Below are 18963 nucleotides of genomic sequence, written 5' to 3'. Positions count from 1 at the left end.
AGCGGACGTGTTGATGATCCAGTCTATGCGGTGGTTCGGACCCGCCGACCCGGTCGCCTTGTCCCATATCCGCCAGGCGGGCGCCACCGAGGTCGTGACCGCGCTGCACGAAATTCCCAACGGCATGGTCTGGCCACGCGCGGCCATCGCGGAGCGGCGCGCGATGATCGAGGCCGCCGGGCTGGGCTGGTCGACGGTCGAGAGCCTGCCGGTGCATGACGCGATCAAGCGTGGCGAACTGACCGACGAACTGGTCCAGGCCTATGGCGACAGCCTGCGCAACCTGGCGGCCGAAGGCGTGCGTACCGTCACCTATAATTTCATGCCGCTGCTCGACTGGACGCGGACCGATCTGGACTGGCAACTGCCCGACGGCGCGACGGCGTTGCGCTTCGAATGGGCAGCGGTCGCGGCCTATGACATCCATATCCTGAAGCGGCCGGGGGCCGAGGCGGATTACTCCGACAATGTCCGCGCCGCCGCCGCCCAGCGCTTCGCCGAAATGAGCGCGGAAGAGCGCCACAGGCTGGAGCGCACGATCATCGCCGGGCTGCCGGGCAGCGAGGAGAGTTTCGACTCGCCCGCCTTCCTGCGCGCGATCGACAGCTATGCGGGTATCGATGCCGAGGCCCTGCGCGCCAACCATATCGCCTTTCTCCGCGCGGTCTGCCCGATCGCCGAGGAGGTCGGGATCACCCTGGTCGTCCACCCGGACGATCCCCCCTTCCCCATTTTCGGCCTGCCGCGCGTGGTCAGCACGGCGGAGGATCTGGAGCATCTCTACGCCGCCGTGCCGTCGCTGGCGAACGGGCTCTGCTTCTGCACCGGGTCGTTCGGCGCGCGGCCGGACAACGACCTGCCCGCCATGGTCCGGCGCTTTGCCGACCGGATCGACTTCTTCCACCTCCGCTCGGTCGGCTGGGAAGCGGGCGAGCGCAATTTCCATGAGGCCGAGCATCTGGGCGGCCATGCCCGCATGACCCAGGTGGTGCAGGCGATCGTCGAAATCTCCCATGCCCAGGGTCGCGCGATCGTGATGCGCCCCGACCATGGCCATCGGATGATGGACGACCTGCATCGCAGCTCCAATCCGGGCTATTCGCTGCTCGGCCGGATGCGGGGCCTGGCCGAACTGCGCGGGCTGGAGCGCGGGATCGTGCATATGCTGGGCCTGAGCCAAAAGACGAGCGCCGCCGAACTGGAGCTGACCGCATGACCCGGCCGCTGGAACTGCACCCCGACCGGCTGTTCCCGGCCGATCCGACGACGCGCGGGATCGCGCGGACGCTCTATGCCGAAGTGGCCGACCTGCCGATCGTCAGCCCGCACGGCCATACCGATCCGCGCTGGTTCGCCACCGACGAGCCGTGGCGCGATGCCAGCGACCTGCTGCTCGCGCCCGACCATTATGTCTTCCGGATGCTCTACAGCCAGGGCATCGCGCTGGACGATCTGGGCATTCCGCATCGCGGCGGCCGTCCGACGACCGATCCGCGCGCGGCGTGGAAGCTGTTCGCCGCCAACTACCACCTGTTCCGCGGCACGCCGTCGCGCATGTGGCTCGACCATGTCTTTGCCGAGGTGTTCGGCTTCGACGTGGCGCTGGAGGCGGCGACCGCCGACCGCTATTTCGACGCGATCGGCGAGGCGCTGGCCACCCCCGCCTTCCGCCCCCGCGCGCTGTTCGAGCGCTTCCGCATCGAATGCCTGGCGACCACCGAAGGCGCCGACGATCCGCTGATCCATCACCAGGCGATCCGGGATTCGGGTTGGCAGGGGCGTGTCATCACCACCTATCGTCCCGACAGCGTGATCGATGTCGAGCATGAGCAGTTCGCGGGCGCGATGCAGCGCTTCGCCGAACTGACCGGCGAGGATGTGTATGGCTGGTCCGGCTATCTCGCCGCCCATGCCAAGCGCCGCGCCGCCTTCCGGGCGCTGGGCGCGACCGCGACCGATCACGGCCATCCGACGGCCGCGACCGCGAACCTGTCCAAGCCTGAGTGCGAGGCGCTGTTCGCCAAGATCGTCGGCGGCAGCTGGACGCCTGCGGACGCCGAACTCTTCCGCGCGCAGATGCTGACCGAGATGGCGAAGATGAGCGTCGCGGACGGCATGACGATGCAGATCCACCCCGGATCCTTCCGCAACCATAATGCCGGCCTGTTCGCCAGCCATGGTCGCGACAAGGGCGCGGACATGCCGATGCGCACCGATTACGTCCATGCACTGAAACCCATGCTCGACGTGGTCGGCAACGAACGCGACCTGACCATCATCCTCTTCACGCTGGACGAGAGCGTCTATGCGCGCGAGTTGGCGCCGCTGGCCGGGCATTATCCCTGCCTGAAGCTGGGCCCCGCCTGGTGGTTCCATGACAGCCCGGAGGGGATGCGCCGCTTCCGCGAGATGACGACCGAGACGGCGGGCTTCTACAATACGGTCGGGTTCAACGACGACACCCGCGCCTTCTTGTCGATCCCGGCGCGGCACGACGTCGCGCGGCGCGTCGATTGCAGCTTCCTAGCACGCCTGGTCGCCGAGCATCGGCTGGAGGAGGATGAGGCGGTCGAGCTGGCCCATGCGCTGACGGGCGGACTGGTCCGCGCGGCGTATCGCCTGTGACCCGGCTGAGCGAGGGCACCGCCGCCGCCCTGCCCGATGGCGTCGCACGGCCTGGTTACGACCGGGCGAGCCAGCGGATCGGGATCGTCCATCTGGGCCTGGGCGCGTTCCACCGCGCGCATCAGGCCGTCTATACCGATGACGCCATGGCGGCGGGCGACCGTGACTGGGCGATTGCGGGCGCGTCGCTGCGTTCGGCGGGCGTGCATGACCAGATGGCGCCGCAGGACGGGCTCTACACCGTCACCGAACGGTCGAGCGAGGGCGAGGCCGTTCGCCTGATCGGGGCGATCCGCGAAGTGACCGTCGCGGCCAGGACGCCCGACCGGCTGGCCGCGTTGCTCGCCGCGCCCGATACGCGGATCGTCACGCTGACCGTGACCGAGAAGGGCTATTGGCGGCGCCCTGACGGCGCGACCGATCTGGCGGGGATCGAGGCGGACGGGAACAGTATCTATCACCATCTGGCGCAGGCGGTGGTGGCGCGGGCGAAGGCGGGGCTCGGGCCGCTGACGCTGGTGAGCTGCGACAATCTGCCCGACAATGGCCGGGTGCTGCGCGCCGGTGTCGCGGCGTTCCTCGACCATCAGGGCCAGGGCGCGGCGCGCGACTGGTTCGAGCGCGACTGGCGTTGCCCCAACACCATGGTCGACCGGATCGTCCCCGCCGTCACCGATGCCGACCGGGCGCGGGTGGAGGCGTTGCTTGGGATGCGCGACGAGGCCGCCGTCATCACCGAACCCTATCGCCAATGGGTGATCGAAGATGATTTTGCGGGCGACCGCCCCCGCTGGGAAGTCCGGGGCGCGCAGTTCGTCGCCGATGTCGCCCCCTATGAGACCGCCAAGCTGCGGATGCTGAACGGCGCGCATTCGGCACTCGCCTATCTGGGCCTGGAGCGCGGGCACGCATTCGTTCACCAGGCGGTCGCCGATCCCGCGATCCGTCCGATCGTCGAGGCGTTGATGCGGACCGAGGCCGCGACCAGCTTCGCCGCCGCGCCGGGCCAGGCGCTCGATCCCTATGCCGATGCGCTGCTCGCGCGCTTCGCCAATGCGACGCTGGAGCACCGCCTGTCGCAGATCGCCAGCGACGGCTCGCAAAAAGTGGGTCCGCGCTGGCTGTCGTCGCTCGCCGCGCATGGCGGGGATGCGCCTGCGACGCTGACCGCGCTGGCAGCATGGCTGCGCTTCATCCGCACGGGGAACGACGCATCCCCCGATCCACGCCGGGCGGAGCTGGCCGGGTTGTGGGCCAAAGGCGATGCCGCGTCGGTAGTCGACGCGCTATTCGGGGCGCAGGGCTCGATGGCGGGAAGCTGGCAGCCGACAGAGGCACAGCGTGTGGCGCTGATCGAGGGCATCGACCGCTAATTCCTCCCCTGCAAGGGAGGTGGCGGCCGCAGGCCGTCGGAGGGGTGTCACCGCTAGCGACGTTGCCCTCGGCCAATGCTCATGCCCCTCCACCACCGCTTCGCGGCGGTCCCCCTCCCCAAGCAGAGCTTGGGGAGGATTGGGATTACTGCCCGTCCTTGGGCGTGGTGGTTTCATCCGCCGGTGCGTCGCCGGGCGTGCGCTGGACGCGAGCGGTCATGCCGGTGGCCGAGGCGTCGTCCATCATCTGCTGGTCCTGGCTGCGCTCGGGCGGCGGCGGGGGCGCGGCGGCTTCGGCCATGTTGACCGGCGCGGCCTCGACCGCATTGGTCATGACGGGCGTGCCCTCCGGCATGGCCATATTCTCTTCCACCGCCGGCGTGTCGTTCTCGACCGGCACGGGCGGATCCTCCGACGAGCGCGAGCAGCCCGCCAGCGCCGGCAGCAACAGCCCCGCCGCGACCAGCGCCATCACCCGCTTGTTCGACATCTTCATCATCGGTCCCCTTTTAATCCTTGGTCGATTGCGCCCGCTCGGCCGAGCGGGCTTCGATCTTGCTGGCCAGCAGCGCGTCCCAGCCATAGGGATCCTCGCGGAACCCCACCTGCCCGTCGGCATTGGCGAAGGCGGTCCAGTAGAGCAGATAGACCGCCACGGGCTCCGCCATGGTCGCGCGCACCGTCTTGCCCGAGGCGATGGTCGCGTCGATCTGCGGCTGCTGCCATTCGGGCGTGGTCTTCAGCATCAGCGACGCCAGCTCGGCCGGTTTCTCCAGCCGGACGCAGCCATGGCTGGCCAGCCGGTCGAACTTCGAAAAGCCCGACTGGGCGGGCGTGTCGTGCAGATAGACCGCGAAGTCGTTGGGGAAGTCGAACTTGTACCGCCCCAGCGCGCTCTTCTCCGACGATTGCTGCAACCGCTTGCTGCCGTCGCCATTGTCGATCACGCGAAACCCGGCGCGCTTCAGATAGCCGGGATTGGCCCGCTCCTTGGGCCACAGCTCCTTGTTGGCGATCGAGCTGGGCACGTTCCATGGCGGATTGAGCACGATGCTGCGGATCGTCGACACCAGCATCGGCGTCTCGTTGCCCGGACGCCCCGTCACCGCCTTCATCGACATGACCGGATTGTCGCCATCGAACACGGTCAGCACGGCAGCGGCGATGTTCACCTGCACCCGCTTGGCCTCCAGCTGCTGCGGCAGCCAGCGCCAGCGTTCCATGTTCGCCATGATCTGGCGGATGCGCTGCGACACCGGCACGTTGAGCATGGCGATCGTCTGGGTGCCGACCGTGCCCACGGGGTTCAGGCCATAGCGGCGCTGCGCCCGGCGGACCGCCGCGAGCAGATCGTCGTCGAACCGGTCGCCGGTCGTGCTGACCGCCGGGTCCTCCATCGCGAGGCGCTTGCGCAGGGCCAGCACCTGCGGCCCGCTCGCGCCGAAGTTGATCGTGGTCGAGGGCAACGACGACCAGCCGCCCGCCGCCGCCATCGCGCGATAGCGGGCCAGCCCCTTCACCAGCGCGTCATAGCCGGCATAGGGCGGCGGCAGCGAGGCGATCCAGTCCGCCAGCCGGTCGCGCCGCACGGCATCGGCAAAGCCGGGGGCCGGGTAGAAGGGCTGCGGGCGAATGCCCCAGTCCTTGGTGAAATCGCTGGCGTCGAGCCGACCGGCATGGACCGCATGGGCATAGTCGAGCGCCACGCGCACCAGCGCGGCGGACGACAGGCCCGACAGGTCGCGCGGCGGCCCCTGGCGCAACCCCTGCGCCACCTCGGCTTGCGCGATCAGCGTGGCGAGCTGGCGCGCCTGCGCTTCGCCCAGCGTCGGAATCGCGACCGGGGCGGCAACGGAGGGGGCGACGGGCGTCGTGGTGATGGCGGGCGGCGTCGCCTGCGGAACAGGCTGCGGCACCAGCACGGGCGGCGGCGCGACCTGCGCCATCAGCGGGGTCGCGACCAGCGAACCCGCCGCCAGCGTGCCGAGAAAACGGGCAAAGGCGGGGCGATTCATGGAAAAGAGCGATGCGGTCATGTCGGTATGATAGCCCCTGTTCGTCCAAATGTCGTCGCAGCAGCGCGCGATTATCGCACCCAATCCTACGCCAAGCTGAACCAAAGGACGATCAGCCGAGAAATATGATCCCGAAAAGCGCCTCGCCGATCACATTGCGCGAACCTGGCTGAGGCGCGAGACGCCGTGCTCGTCGAACGCCTCGACCGCGACATAATAACGCTGCCCGACGGTCAGCGCGCGCAAGGGCAGCGCCGCCGCCTCGCCGCCCGCGACCCGGTCGGCAAAGACCTGATAGGTCAGGGCCAGCCTGTCCGGCCTTATGCCCCAGCGGACATTATAGCCGACCGCCCCCGGCACCCGCCGCCAGCGGATCAGGGCGTTGCGGCCGTCCGTCTCGCGCGTGGCCGCCAAAAGGTCCGGCGCGGCGGGGTCGATACCGTCCGCATTGCCGAACACGCGCAGATCGCTGATCGCCAGATGCGCGCCGCCGATATGACCGTGGACGTAACGGATATAGCGGGTGCGCACCGGGCGGGGCAGCGCGAAATAGGCGTTGGGCCGGTCGCGACGTGGTGCCTCGGTCCGGGCGAGCGGATGCCAGGTCCGACCGTCCGTCGACTGCTCCAGCCGGAATTCGGTATAGATGTCGGGCGCATCGCCGAAGCGGCCCGCCTGGTAATCGGCAAAATTGACCTGCACCGCGCGCACCATCTTCATCGCGCCCAGGTCCAGCGTCAGCGTCGCGCCCGGCGCCTTGCTGGGGGACAGCCAGAAGCTGCGCGGATTCTCGTCGGTCGCATCATCGGCGGGATGCCCCGCCACCGCGCCGGCGGCAAAGGCACGCTTGCGATAGGATAGCAGCATCCAGCCGGTGAACAACGATTCCGGGTCGGTCACGCGGGTCGTCGGCATCCGGTGCGGAAAGTCGCCGAAGCGGGTCGACACGCGCATCTGTCCGTCCGCCTCGAATGCGGCGGGCCACAGGCCGATGCGCCGCTCGAACGCCCAGTTCAGGCCGATCCAGGGTGTGCCGGTGTTCCACCAATTGCCATGGGCATCTTGGAACGTGTTGCCATGCCCCGCCCCCTGCACGAAGCCGCCGGGCTTGTAGCCAACCGGGTTATAGGGGGCATAGGTGAAGGGCCCCATCGGCGAGGTGCCGACATAGGTGCCGGTCGCATAGGCGTTATATTCGGTCCCCGGCGCGCCATATTGCAGATAGTAGCGCCCGGCCACCTTGGTCATCCACGCCCCCTCCATGAAGGGCGTGATCGGCGTGCCATTGGGCAGCGTACCGCTATGATCCTGGCCGAACCGTTCCCAGCCATGATGGGCGGGATCGAGCTGGATGAAGGACCGGCGCGGCTCGCCATAGACCATCTTGCCATCGGCGAAACGGATGGGCGCGCCATAGATCGGAAAGACGTTGGACGAGTTCCAATAAAGGTACCAGTTTTTGTCCTCGTCCTGGAACAGGTCGGGATCCCAGGGGCCGGGCGGCACCTGGCCGGGCTTGATGGCATCCTCGAACCCCGATCGCACCGCGCCCGGCAGCATCGGCATCCGGCGGACGAAACAGTCCAGCTTGCCGCTTGCCGGATCGCTGGTGGAATAGATCGTGCCCTGATCGGTCATCGACGGCATGATGAGCAGCCGCTCCCCGTCCGAGGTGACGGCGGGCGCGACGATGCCCTGCGCGGGCCAGCGGCTGGGCGTGACGAAGCGCCAATGGACCAGGTCGGTCGAGCGCCAATAGCCATCGGCCAGGGTCAGGAAGAGATAATAGGCGCCCTTGAACCGCACGATCACCGGATCGGCGCCGGTGCGGTAGGACACGCCCTCGTTCACCTGCTCGAAATTATAGCGGTAATCTATGTCGACCGGATTGGCATAGCTCTGCGCCGGGGCGATCGCGGCCAGCATCAGGGCCGGGATCATCAGGCCTGTCCGGCCGCCGGACTGGTCGAACGGATCACCAATTCGGTGGCGATGATCCGCGCCTCCCGGTCGAGCGCCCCGCCCTCCAGTGCGTCGACCAGCCGGGCGACGGCGCGCGCGCCCATCTCGGCCAGCGGCGCGCGCACCGTGGTCAGGCCCAGATAGCGGGCGAGCGGAATATCGTCGAAGCCGGTCACCGCTACCGCATCGGGCACCGCCACGCCCTGCATACGCAACGCGCTGAGCACGCCCAGCGCCATCATGTCGTTCGCCGCGACGATCCCGTCATAGGCCACCGGGAGCCCCTCGAGGGTCGCGACCGCGGCAAGACCCGATTCCTCGTGGAAATCGCCCTCGATCACGACCGGCTCATAGTCGGGGACAAGCCGCGCCATGGCGGACAGGAAGCCCTGGCGACGTTCCTCGGCGTCGATATTGCCCGACGGGCCGGCAACATGGACCAGCCTGCGCCGCCCCGCACCGACCAGATGCGCGACGCTCGCCGCGATTCCGGCCGCATTGTCGATGCGGAACGCCGCCCGCCCCTCGCCATGATGCGAATTGACCAGCACCGCGGGCACGTCGCGCGGCAGGGCGTCGTCCAGCCCCGCAGCATCGAGCTGCGGCGCCATGACGATCAGCCCGTCGACCCGCCCGCGCATCGACCGCACCGCCTGCGCCGCCAGTTCGGCATCGGCATGCATGTTGGAGAGCAGCAGGTGATAACCGCGTGCCGTGACCTCCCGGTCCATGCCGCGCACGATTTCGGAAAAGAACTCGCCATGCAGGTCGGGCAGCACCACGCCGATCGCATGGCTGCGCGACAGCGACAGGCTGCGCGCGCCCGCATGGGGGACGTAACCGAGCGACTGGGCCGCCGCCATCACCCGCGCGCGCGTGTCGGGATGCACGCTGCTATGCCCGTTCATCGCGCGCGAAACCGAAGCGACCGATACCGCCGCCTCGCGCGCCACGTCACGGATCGTGGCCGGTGCCTGCCTCACACCCCTCCCCTTTCCCGGAAAATGGCCGGGCCGTCCTGTCGCTTGCGACACATCTTGTGCGACGCGCCCCGTCTGTGTAACCGGTTACACGAGAGCGTCAACGCGAAACGTCGAAGCAAGAGACTATCGACGTTCGGTATGACCCAGGGGAGGATTTGTCGATGTCCGAGACCAATATTTCGCGGCGTGCCGCCCTGCTGGGTGCTGGTGCCGTTGCCGCCTGGGCCGCCAGCCCGGCGCGCGCGCTGCTGGCGCAGGCTGATGGCGCCACCCTTTCAGCCTCGGTCGAGGCGATCCTCGCCAAGATGACGCTGGAGGAAAAGGCCGGGCAGTTGCAGCTGAACGCGGCCGCCTGGGGCGGCGGCATCGCCACCGCGCTGAACCCGCCGTCCAACGGCCCCGGCTTCGAGGGGCAGTTGAACGATGCCATCGCGGGCAAGCTGACCGGCGTGTTCAACGGCAATGGCGCGGAGATGGCGCGGCGGATGCAAAGCGCCGTGATGCGCGATTCGCGCCTGAAGATCCCGCTGATCTTCGCCGCCGACGTCATCCATGGCCATCGCACCATCTTCCCGGTGCCGGTCGCCGAGGCCGCCAGCTTCGACCCCGACCTGGCGATGCGCACCGCGCGCATGGCGGCTTACGAGGCGGCGGGTGCGGGCATCGACTGGACCTTCTTCCCGATGGTCGACATCGCGCGCGACCAGCGCTGGGGCCGGACCATGGAGGGCGCGGGCGAGGACCCGTTGCTGGGCCAGCTCTTCGCCATCGCCCGCGTCAAGGGCTTCCAGGGCAAGAGCCTGGCCGCCGACGATGCGGTGATGGCCTGCATCAAGCATTTCGCCGCGTACGGCGCGGCCGAAAGCGGCCTGGACTATAATATCGTCGACCTGTCCGAGCGGACGCTGCGCGAAGTCTATCTGCCGCCCTACAAGGCCGGGTTCGACGCGGGCGCGATGAGCGGCATGGCCTCGTTCAACGAGATCAACGGCATCCCTTCGACCGGCAATCCCTGGCTGATGAAACAGGTGCTGCGCGACGAGTGGAAATTCCCCGGCATCATCGTGTCCGACTATACTGGCGACGAGGAGATGATCGCGGCGGGCTTCGCCAAGGACGGCAAGGACGCGGCGCGCATCGCCTTCCTGGCCGGGGTCGATATGAGCATGCAGTCGAACCTGTACGCGCTGCACCTGCCCAGCCTGGTGCGCGAGGGCGCGGTGCCGCAAGAGGTGCTCGACCGCTCGGTCCGGCGCGTGCTGGCGGTCAAGCAGATGCTGGGCCTGTTCGACGATCCCTTCCGCCGCATCGACCGTAAGCGCGAAACGGCACGCTCGCGGACCAAGGCCGCCATCGCCCTGTCGCGCGAGGCGGCACAGAAGGCGATGGTGCTGCTCAAGAATGACGGCGACCTGCTGCCGCTCGACCCGAGCCGCCGGATCGCGCTGATCGGCCCCTTTGCCAGCGGCCAGCACGATCTGAACGGGCCGTGGGTGGTCTATGGCGACAACAACCAGGCGATCGACCTCGTCACCGGCCTGCGCGATGCAGGCGCGAAGAACGTGACGGTCACGCCGGGCTCGGGCGTCGAAGAGGCGCTGCCCGGCGGCATCGACGCGGCGGTGGCGGCGGCGCAGGCAGCGGACGTCGTGGTGCTGGCGATCGGCGAGAGCGAAACCATGTCGGGCGAGGCGCAGTCGCGCACCTCGATTACCGTGCCCGCACCGCAAATGGCGCTGGCCGAGGCGGTGGCGAAGACCGGCAAGCCGATCGTCGTCCTTCTCAAGAACGGACGCGGCCTCGCGCTGGAGGGGGCGGTCAAGGACGCGCCCGCGATTCTCGTCACCTGGTTCCTGGGATCGGAGACCGGCCACGCCATCGCCGACGTCCTGTTCGGCAAGGTCGGCCCCTCGGGTCGCCTGCCGCTGAGCTTCCCGTATGAAAGCGGACAGGAACCCTATTATTACGCGCACAAGGCGACCGGCCGCCCCGCGCCCGCCGGTCCGCGCGAGCCTTACAAGACCCAGTGGCGGACCGCACCCAATGCCGCACTCTATCCGTTCGGCCATGGGCTCACCTATGGCAAGGTGAGCTATGACGCCGCCGATGTGCCCGCGACGCTCGCCTGGGACGGGCGGATCACCGTGTCGGCGACCGTCACCAACACCGGCACGCGGGCGTGCGAGGAACTGGTCCAGCTCTATATTCGCGACCGTGTCGCCAGCATCACCCGGCCGGTGCGCGAGATGAAGGCGTTCCGCAAGGTCGCGCTCGCCCCCGGCAAGAGCGAGCGGGTCAGCTTCAACCTGACCCGCGCGCAGCTGGAATTCCTGGGGGCCGACCTGCGCCCCACGGTCGAACCCGGCACCTTCGACGTGTGGATCGCCCCCTCGGCACAAGCCCCGGGCGCGCACGGGACGTTCGATCTGGTCCGGTAACATTCATCCCCGCTCGCGGGGCGGGGGACCATGCGCAGCATGGTGGAGGGGGGCGCCGCAAGCGACGCGCTGCGTGGCGCTCCCCCTCCGTCAGGCCTTCGGCCCGCCACCTCCCCGTGCCGGCGAGGATCGCAACGGGCTGAACGCCATCGCCAGCCCGGACAGCAGAAAACACCCCAAGGGCACCAGCACGACCAGGCCGCGCATCGCGGCCAGCGTCTCGGGCGTCTGCGCGACATTGGCGACATAGCCCGCCTGCCCCAGCACCAGCCCGAGCAGCACCGTCGCCAGCCCGATCGCCACCCGCTGCAACAGCGCGGCAAGGCCGAAGACCGTGCCCTCGACCCGGATACCGCTCACCCGCTCGCCATGGTCGATCGTGTCGGGCAACAGCGACCAGAAAGCGAAATGCAGCCCCACGGTCGCCGCCTGCATCCCGATCAGAAAGGCCTGCATCGCGCCCGCCCGTTGCAGGTCGACCAGCGAGAACAACAGCACCCCCGCAACGCAACAGCCGACCGCGACGAACCACAGCCGCACGGCACCGATCATCCGGGCCAGCGCCATCCAGGCGGGCACCGCGACCACGCTGACCGCCATCATCGACGCCAGCGCCAGCTGTCCGGCGGCGACATCGTGCAGCCGGTATTTGAAATAATAGAGCACCGACTTGCCCAGCACGGTGGTCGCGACGATCATCGCCATCATCGCGACCACCAGGGTCAGGAACGCCCCGTTGCGCGCCACCGCGCCCAGCGACACGCGGATCGAGGGCGGCGGCGGCTTGGCGGTGCCGATCAGTTCGTCGCGGAAACTCGCGCCCACGCCGATCAGGATCACGCTGCCGATGCTCGCGAACAGCAACGCCGCGCCCAAAAACACGCGCGGGCCGCCATCGACGCCCATCAGTGCGCCGCCGATCGGCACCGTCCCGATCGCGACCAGCACCGCCGCCGCCGTACCCGCCAGCATCCGCAGGCCCGCGACAAAGGACCGGTCGCGGCTGTCCAGGCTGATCCGCGCCGACATCGCCAGATAAGGGATGTTGACCAGCGCATAGGCCGCCCGGAACAGCAGATGCCCGCCCAGCACGAAGGCGAGCCGGGCATCGCCCACGCCCGGCGGCGGCGCATAGGCGAGGGCGAAGGCCATCCCCAGCGGCACCGCACCCCCGATCAACGCCCAGCGATAATGGCGCGCCCCGCCCTGGCGATCGACCAGCGCCCCGACCGAGAAACTGACCAGCCCGTCCCAGACCGACGCCGCCAGATAGATGGCCGCCGCCGTCTCCACCCCGATCCCGATCGCATCGGTATAATAGAAGAGCAGGTAGAGCATGACGCTCTGCCAATAGAGATTGAACGCGAAGTCGCCGCCCGCCAGCGCCGCCAGACGCCAACGACTGACCCGCCGTCCCTCCTCTCCCCTATCGTTCATGGAGCCGTTGTCGGGCCGGACACCCGCAAAGTCGAGGGGCGTTCCAATGCCGGACATGATTCCTCCCCCGCAAGGGGAGGGGGACCATGCGAAGCATGGTGGAGGGGTGTCCCGCCATCGAGAGGGTGACACCCCTCCGTCAGGCCTTCGGCCAGCCACCTCCCCTGCCAGGGGAGGAATGGTGCAAGCACGGAATTGGCCATGGCCACGCCGCCCCGGCCACCTTAGACGGACCCGCATGACGGAACGGACGCAAAGCGAGGCCATGGGCAAGGCCATGGGTGCGGGCGAGTTCATCGCCTTCATCGCGGCGCTGATGGCGGTCAACGCGCTGGGCGTCGACCTGATGCTGCCGGCGCTGGCCGATATCGGGCATCAGCTGAACATAACGACCGCCAACCACCGGCAATGGATCATCACCATCTATATGCTGGGCTTCGGCGCGGGCCAGCTGGTCTATGGGCCGCTGGCCGACCGTTATGGGCGGCGGCCGATCCTGCTGGTCACGCTGGCGGGCTTCGTTGCCGCGAGCATCTTCGCGGCGGGGTCGCAGACCTTTGCCGCGCTGCTCGGCGCACGGGTGTTGCAGGGGCTGAACTCCGCCTCGACGCGGGTGCTGGCGGTGGCGATCGTGCGCGACCGGTTTTCGGGCCGCCAGATGGCGCGCACGCTGTCGGTGGCGCAGATGATCTTCTTCCTGGTGCCGATCATGGCGCCCAGCATGGGCCAAGGGCTGCTTGCCTTCGGGCCGTGGCGCTTCATCTTCTACGCCCTGGCCGGGTTCGCGGCGTTCGTGCTGGCCTGGTCCGCGCTTCGCCTGGTCGAATCCCTGCCCGTCGCGCGGCGCTCGCCGCTGTCGCTGGCCTCGTTGAAAGGCGCCTATCGGCTGACCCTGACCAACCGCTTCTCGGCGGGCTATGCGGTCTGCGCGTCGATGACCTTCGGCGGGGTGATCGCCTTCGTCTCGTCGGCGCAGCAGGTCTTTGTCGACCATTTCCAGGCGGGCGAGCGGTTCACGCTGCTCTTTGCGCTATGCGCCTTTTCGATGGGCTGCGCATCCTTCGCCAACAGCCGGTTGGTCGAGCGGCTGGGCACGCGGCTGATCTCGCAATCCGCGCTTCTGGGCCTGATCGCGCTGTCGGTGCTGCATCTGGGCGTCATCGTCGCGGGCCAGGAGACGCTCGTCACCTATATGATCTTCCAGGCGCTCAGCCTGACCTGCATCGGCCTGTGCGGATCCAATTTCGGCGCGATGGCGATGGAGCCGGTCGGCCATATCGCGGGCACCGCCTCCTCGATCCAGGGCTTCATCACCAGCATCGGCGCGGTGATCGTCGGCTCGGCGATCGGCCAGGCTTATAACGGCACCACCTATCCTCTCGCCATCGGCTATCTGGCGATCGGCGTGATCGTACTGGCGGTCGTCTACCTCATCGAGGATCGCCACCTCTTCCGCGCCCGCCACGCCTCTGGAAGATGACGGGCCGTTCACTTGACAGCAACAGGCGACGGGTTCTCCATCCGCGCCAACATCATCGGATTGCAGGACAACCATGAAGCGCTACGCCTTCGCCGCCGCCCTCCTCGTCACCACCGCCGCCATGGCCCAAACGGGCGCACTGCCCGGCATCGACAAGGCCTATATGGACCCCAGCGTGAAGCCGGGCGACAATTTCGACGACTATGCCAATGGCGGCTGGCGCAAGACCGCCGAGATTCCCGCAGACCGTTCTTCGATCGGTGTCGGCCTGGAAGTGTCGCTGCGCGCCGAGGCCCGCACCGCCGCGATCATCAAGGGCGCCGCCGCCACCAAGGGTGAGCCCGGCAGCGACCAGCAGCGGATCGCCGACTATTACGCCGCCTATGTCGACACCGCCGGGATCGAGGCACGTGGGCTGAAGCCGATCCAGGGCGACCTGGCCGCCATCGCCGCGATCCACGACAAGCGCGACCTGTCGCGCGCGATCGGCGCGGCGATGCGGTCGGACACCGATCCGTTCAACAATAACAATTACGCCAGCACCAACGACCTGTTCGGCCTGTTCGTCAGCCAGGACCTGAACCACCCGACCCGCAACGTCCCCTATCTGATGCAGGGTGGTCTGGGCCTGCCCGATCGGGACTATTATCTGTCGGCCAAGCCCGAAATGGCGGAGATCCGCACCGCCTATCAGGCCTATCTGACCCAGTTGATTCAGTTGGCCGGACTCTCCGAACCGCAAGCCCGCGCCGAGCGCGTCTTCGCGCTGGAGACGAAGATCGCCGTCGCCCAGGCCGACATCATCGCCAGCCAGGATGCGCATAAGGGCGACAATCCCTGGACCCGCGCCGATTTCGATACCCGCGCGCCGGGCATCGACTGGGCTGCGTTCTGGACGGCGGCGGGCGTGCCTGCCACGCAGCGCGACTTCATCGCGTGGCAGCCCGACGCGATCGCCAAGCTGTCGGCGCTGGTCGCCAGCGAACCGCTGCAAAGCTGGCAGGACTGGCTGGCCTTCCACAGCATCAACCAGATGACGAGCGTCCTGCCCAAGGCGATCGACGCGGCGTCGTTCGCCTTTTACGGCCGCACCCTGACCGGCACGCCCCAGCAGCAGCCGCGCGAGAAGCGCGGGATCGCGGCGGTCAACGGCGCGCTGGGCGAAGCGGTGGGCAAGATCTACGCCCAGCGCTATTTCCCCGCCTCGTCCAAGACCGAAATCCAGCAGATGGTGACGAACATCGTCGCCGCCTTCGACCGGCGGGTCGCCGCGCTCGACTGGATGGCGCCCGCGACCAAGAAGGAGGCGCGCGCCAAGCTCGCCGTGCTGAAGGTCGGCGTCGGCTATCCCGACCATTGGTGGAACTATCCGAAGTTCGAGGTCCATGCCGACGACCCCGTCGGCAATGCCCAGCGCGCCCGGCTGGCCATGTACCGCTATCACCTGTCGAAGCTGGGCAAGCCGGTCGATCGTAGCGAATGGTGGATGACGCCGCAGACCGTGAACGCGGTCAACCTGCCGCTACAGAACGCGCTGAACTTCCCCGCCGCCATCCTCGAGAGCCCCTATTTCGATCCGAAATTCGACGCGGCGGCCAATTACGGCGCGATCGGATCGGTGATCGGGCATGAGATCAGCCACAGCTTCGACAATCTTGGCGCCGATTTCGATTCCACCGGACGGCTGCACAATTGGTGGACCCCGGCGGACCTCAAGCGGTTCGAGGCGGCGGGCAAGGCCCTGGCCGACCAGTATAGCGCCTATGAGGCGCTGCCCGGCCTTCACCTGAACGGCGAGCAGGAACTGGGCGAGAATATCGCCGACGTCGCCGGGCTGACCGCCGCGTACGAGGCCTATCATGCCTCGCTCAACGGCAAGCCCGCGCCGGTCATCGACGGGCTGACCGGCGACCAGCGCTTCTTCCTGGCCTTTGCGCAAGGGTGGCGGACCAAGATGCGCGACCGGGCGCTGCGCGCCCGCATCGCCACCGACGTTCACGCCCCCGCCCCCTGGCGCGTGCTGACCGTCCGCAATCTCGACGCCTGGTACGGGCCGTTCAAGGTCGAGCCGGGCCAGGCGCTGTACCTGCCCGCCGACAAGCGCGTCCACGTCTGGTGAGGCGACACGGCCGGGGTCGCGGACTTCCGCCGCCCCGGCCGTTGTAGTCGGGCGATACACCCGTTAGGCTTGCGGTCGGGCAAGGGGGCCTTTTGGGGGACATCGCGGGTGGACGCACTTCGACTGGATCAGGTCGTCAAACGCTTCGGCGAATTCGTCGCGGTCGACGATCTCAGCTTCGCGGTGGCGCCGGGCGAGGTATTCGGCTTTCTGGGCGGCAACGGCGCGGGCAAGACGACCTCGCTGCGCATGGTGCTCGACATATTGCGCCCCGATTCGGGGCAGATCGCGGTGCTGGGCCGCGCGCCGGGACGCGGCAACAGCGCGATGCTGGGCTTCCTGCCCGAAGAGCGCGGGCTGTACCGCGCGATGACCGCGCTCGACACCATCGTCTATTTCGGCCGGTTGAAGGGCATGACCGCCGCCGATGCCCGCAGCGGCGGCAAGACGCTGCTCGAACGCTTCGGCCTCGGCGATTTCGCGCGCACGCCGGTCGACAAGCTGTCCAAGGGCATGGCGCAGAATATCCAGCTGGCGACGGCGGTGATCAACCGGCCCCGGCTGCTGATCCTGGACGAGCCCTTTTCGGGCCTCGACCCGGTCAACCAGAGCCTGTTGGAGGACGAGATCGTCCAAGCCGCACGCGACGGGGCGGCGGTGGTCTTCTCCACCCATGTCATGCAACATGCCGAGCGGCTGTGCGACCGGCTGCTGCTGCTCGCGCGCGGGCGCAAGCTGTTCGAGGGGACGCAGGACCAAGCGCGCGACACGCTGCCGGTCGCGCTGCACCTGTCCGCCCGCCATTCGCCCGAGGGGCTGCCGGGCGTGATCCGGGTCGAAAGAACGGGTAGCGACGGGGCGTGGAGCGACTGGATCGTCCATCTCGCGCCCGGCGGCGATCCCGGCGACCTGCTGGAGCATTGCACGGCGCAAGGCTTTGCGCTGCGTCGCTTCGAACAACGCCGGGCCAGCCTGCACGAGGCCTTTCTTCACATCGTCGGCGGGGAGGCACGCTAATGCTCCAGCATATCCTGCTCATCGCCGCGCGCGAGTTTCGCCAGATCGCGATGACGCGCAGCTTCTGGGTCACGTTGCTGATCCTGCCGCTCGCCTTTGCGGTGGGGCCGCTCGCGTCACGCTTCGTCGACAAGTCGGGCGCCGAGACGGTGATGATCGTCGACCAGGCGGGCGGTGCGGCCGGTGCCGCACTTGGCCAGCGGCTGACGCTGGACGATCAGCGCGCGGCGTTGGACGATCTGGCCGAATATGTCCGTCGCCACGACCTGCAAAAGGCGGCCCCCGCCGCGCTCTGGGCCCAGCCAGAGCGCTGGTATAGCGACGCCGATGTCGCGCGCTTCACCGCCGAGGGCGGGGTCGAGGGCGCGCGGCGTGCCATCGCCCGCCTCTCCGCCGAGGATGCCGCCGCGTTCACGGCCCCGGAACCGCGCTATCGCCTGGTCCCGCCGCCGCCCGGTGTGGCGAATGCGGCGCCAGGGGCGATCGACGCGGCGCTACAGCCGCTGCTACATCCGGCCGATGGCACCGATGCCAAGCCGGTCGACTATGTCCTGCTGATTCCCGCCGGTTTCGGCCCCTCGCCCGCGGTTCGGCTCTGGGCGAACGGCACGCCGCGCCCGTCCTTCGTGATGACGGTGCAGACCGTGCTGACCCGCGACCTGCGCACCCGCTATCTGACCGGCAGCGGCCTGTCGCCCCGGATGGCGGCGACGGCCGATGCCATCGCGCCGGCGATCCAGGTCACGACCCCGCCGCAGGGCAGCGGGCGCGAGCGGGTGATGGTCCGCTCGATCCTGCCGCTCGCCTGCGCCTATGTGCTGATGATGTCGCTGGTCCTGTCGGGCAGCTGGATGTTGCAGGGTACGGTCGAGGAACGCAGCAACAAGCTGCTGGAGACGGTGCTGGCCTGCGTGTCGCCGCACGAGCTGATGTACGGCAAGCTGGTCGGTACGGTGACGGTCGGCCTGTCGATGATCCTGACCTGGGCGGCGTGCGGCGCCTTTGCCGCCTATGCCACCCATGGCGAGATCGCCGAGATGATCCGCCCGGCGCTGGCGCCGCTATCCTCGGTCGGCAGCATCGCGGCGATCCTCTATTTCTTCGTCGCCGGCTATCTGATGGTGTCGATGCTGTTCCTGGTGATCGGCGCGATGAGCGATTCGATGCGCGACGCGCAGGGCTATCTGACGCCCGTGATCCTGGTCATCATGATGCCCTTCACCCTGTTGGTGCAGGCAGTGCTGCACGGTGACGGGGGCGGCGTGGGGGTCGAGGTGCTGACCTGGTTGCCGCTCTACACGCCCTTTACCGTGCTGGCTCGGCTGGGCACCGGCATTCCGCTGTGGGAGATGCTGGGATCGGGCCTGGTGCTGGCGCTGTTCATCCTGGTCGAGATCTGGCTGCTCGGCCGAGTCTTCCGTGCCAGCCTGCTGGCGGGCGGCGGCAAGCGCAGCCTGGGCCATATCGTACGGCTGATGCGGACGCCGGGTTAACGGCGTCCGCGCGTCAGGCTT

Annotated in this window: 13 protein-coding genes; 8 read left to right on the top strand and 5 right to left on the bottom strand. The window is 68.4% G+C overall.

Annotation, left to right across the window (positions count from 1 at the left end):
* Window positions 1-13: 13 nt before the first annotated feature.
* From uxuA to QZ546_RS01985, 3 genes are read left to right on the top strand one after another with little or no spacing between them, the layout of a single operon-like run.
* Window positions 14-1216 (top strand): mannonate dehydratase, encoded by a 1203-nt coding sequence (gene uxuA, locus QZ546_RS01995; protein WP_294233896.1) that lies wholly within the window; start codon window positions 14-16, stop codon window positions 1214-1216.
* A complete protein-coding gene (gene uxaC / locus QZ546_RS01990) occupies window positions 1213-2625 on the top strand; it encodes a glucuronate isomerase (protein ID WP_294233891.1) in 1413 nt (470 codons plus the stop codon). Before uxuA ends, uxaC begins: the two co-directional genes overlap by 4 nt.
* The gene (locus QZ546_RS01985; protein WP_294233887.1) at window positions 2622-3998 is read left to right on the top strand and encodes a mannitol dehydrogenase family protein; all 1377 of its coding nucleotides are present in this window, start codon (window positions 2622-2624) and stop codon (window positions 3996-3998) included. The genes uxaC and QZ546_RS01985 overlap by 4 nt, the downstream gene beginning before the upstream one ends.
* A 145-nt stretch (window positions 3999-4143) precedes the next feature.
* On the opposite strand, the gene QZ546_RS01980 is transcribed toward QZ546_RS01985, so the two are convergent.
* From QZ546_RS01980 to QZ546_RS01965, 4 genes are all read right to left on the bottom strand, one after another.
* Window positions 4144-4497, bottom strand: coding sequence for a hypothetical protein (locus QZ546_RS01980; protein WP_294233884.1), 354 nt, complete (start codon window positions 4495-4497; stop codon window positions 4144-4146).
* A gap of 10 nt (window positions 4498-4507) precedes the next feature.
* Window positions 4508-6034, bottom strand: a complete 1527-nt coding sequence (locus tag QZ546_RS01975; RefSeq protein ID WP_294233877.1) for a L,D-transpeptidase family protein — start codon at window positions 6032-6034, stop codon at window positions 4508-4510.
* A 129-nt stretch (window positions 6035-6163) separates the two neighbouring features.
* Window positions 6164-7954, bottom strand: a complete 1791-nt coding sequence (locus QZ546_RS01970) for a family 43 glycosylhydrolase (RefSeq protein WP_294233874.1) — start codon at window positions 7952-7954, stop codon at window positions 6164-6166.
* Window positions 7954-8958: a LacI family DNA-binding transcriptional regulator gene (locus tag QZ546_RS01965; protein ID WP_294233869.1), complete on the bottom strand. Its 1005-nt coding sequence runs from the start codon at window positions 8956-8958 to the stop codon at window positions 7954-7956. The genes QZ546_RS01970 and QZ546_RS01965 overlap by 1 nt, the downstream gene beginning before the upstream one ends.
* Before the next feature lie 161 nt (window positions 8959-9119).
* On the opposite strand from QZ546_RS01965, the gene QZ546_RS01960 reads away from it, so the two are divergent.
* Window positions 9120-11396, top strand: coding sequence for a glycoside hydrolase family 3 N-terminal domain-containing protein (locus tag QZ546_RS01960; protein ID WP_294233866.1), 2277 nt, complete (start codon window positions 9120-9122; stop codon window positions 11394-11396).
* A gap of 90 nt (window positions 11397-11486) precedes the next feature.
* Here the strand turns inward: QZ546_RS01960 and QZ546_RS01955 are convergent, their stop codons facing one another.
* A complete protein-coding gene (locus tag QZ546_RS01955; protein WP_294233863.1) occupies window positions 11487-12890 on the bottom strand; it encodes an MFS transporter in 1404 nt (467 codons plus the stop codon).
* A 220-nt stretch (window positions 12891-13110) separates the two neighbouring features.
* Here QZ546_RS01955 and QZ546_RS01950 point away from each other — a divergent pair, with 220 nt between their 5' ends.
* From QZ546_RS01950 to QZ546_RS01935, 4 genes are all read left to right on the top strand, one after another.
* A complete protein-coding gene (locus QZ546_RS01950; protein ID WP_294234638.1) occupies window positions 13111-14313 on the top strand; it encodes a multidrug effflux MFS transporter in 1203 nt (400 codons plus the stop codon).
* A gap of 73 nt (window positions 14314-14386) precedes the next feature.
* Entirely contained in the window at window positions 14387-16432 is a 2046-nt protein-coding gene (locus tag QZ546_RS01945) for a M13 family metallopeptidase (protein ID WP_294233861.1), read from the top strand.
* 108 nt (window positions 16433-16540) lie between these two features.
* Window positions 16541-17449 (top strand): ABC transporter ATP-binding protein, encoded by a 909-nt coding sequence (locus QZ546_RS01940; protein WP_294233856.1) that lies wholly within the window; start codon window positions 16541-16543, stop codon window positions 17447-17449.
* Window positions 17449-18942, top strand: a complete 1494-nt coding sequence (locus tag QZ546_RS01935) for an ABC transporter permease (protein WP_294233854.1) — start codon at window positions 17449-17451, stop codon at window positions 18940-18942. Before QZ546_RS01940 ends, QZ546_RS01935 begins: the two co-directional genes overlap by 1 nt.
* Window positions 18943-18963 lie beyond the last annotated feature (21 nt).

Source organism: uncultured Sphingomonas sp., from assembly GCF_913062585.1.
Taxonomy (GTDB): domain Bacteria; phylum Pseudomonadota; class Alphaproteobacteria; order Sphingomonadales; family Sphingomonadaceae; genus Sphingomonas.
The sequence above is the reverse complement of the archived record's forward strand: the minus strand, read 5'-3'. Positions and strand labels throughout refer to the sequence as shown.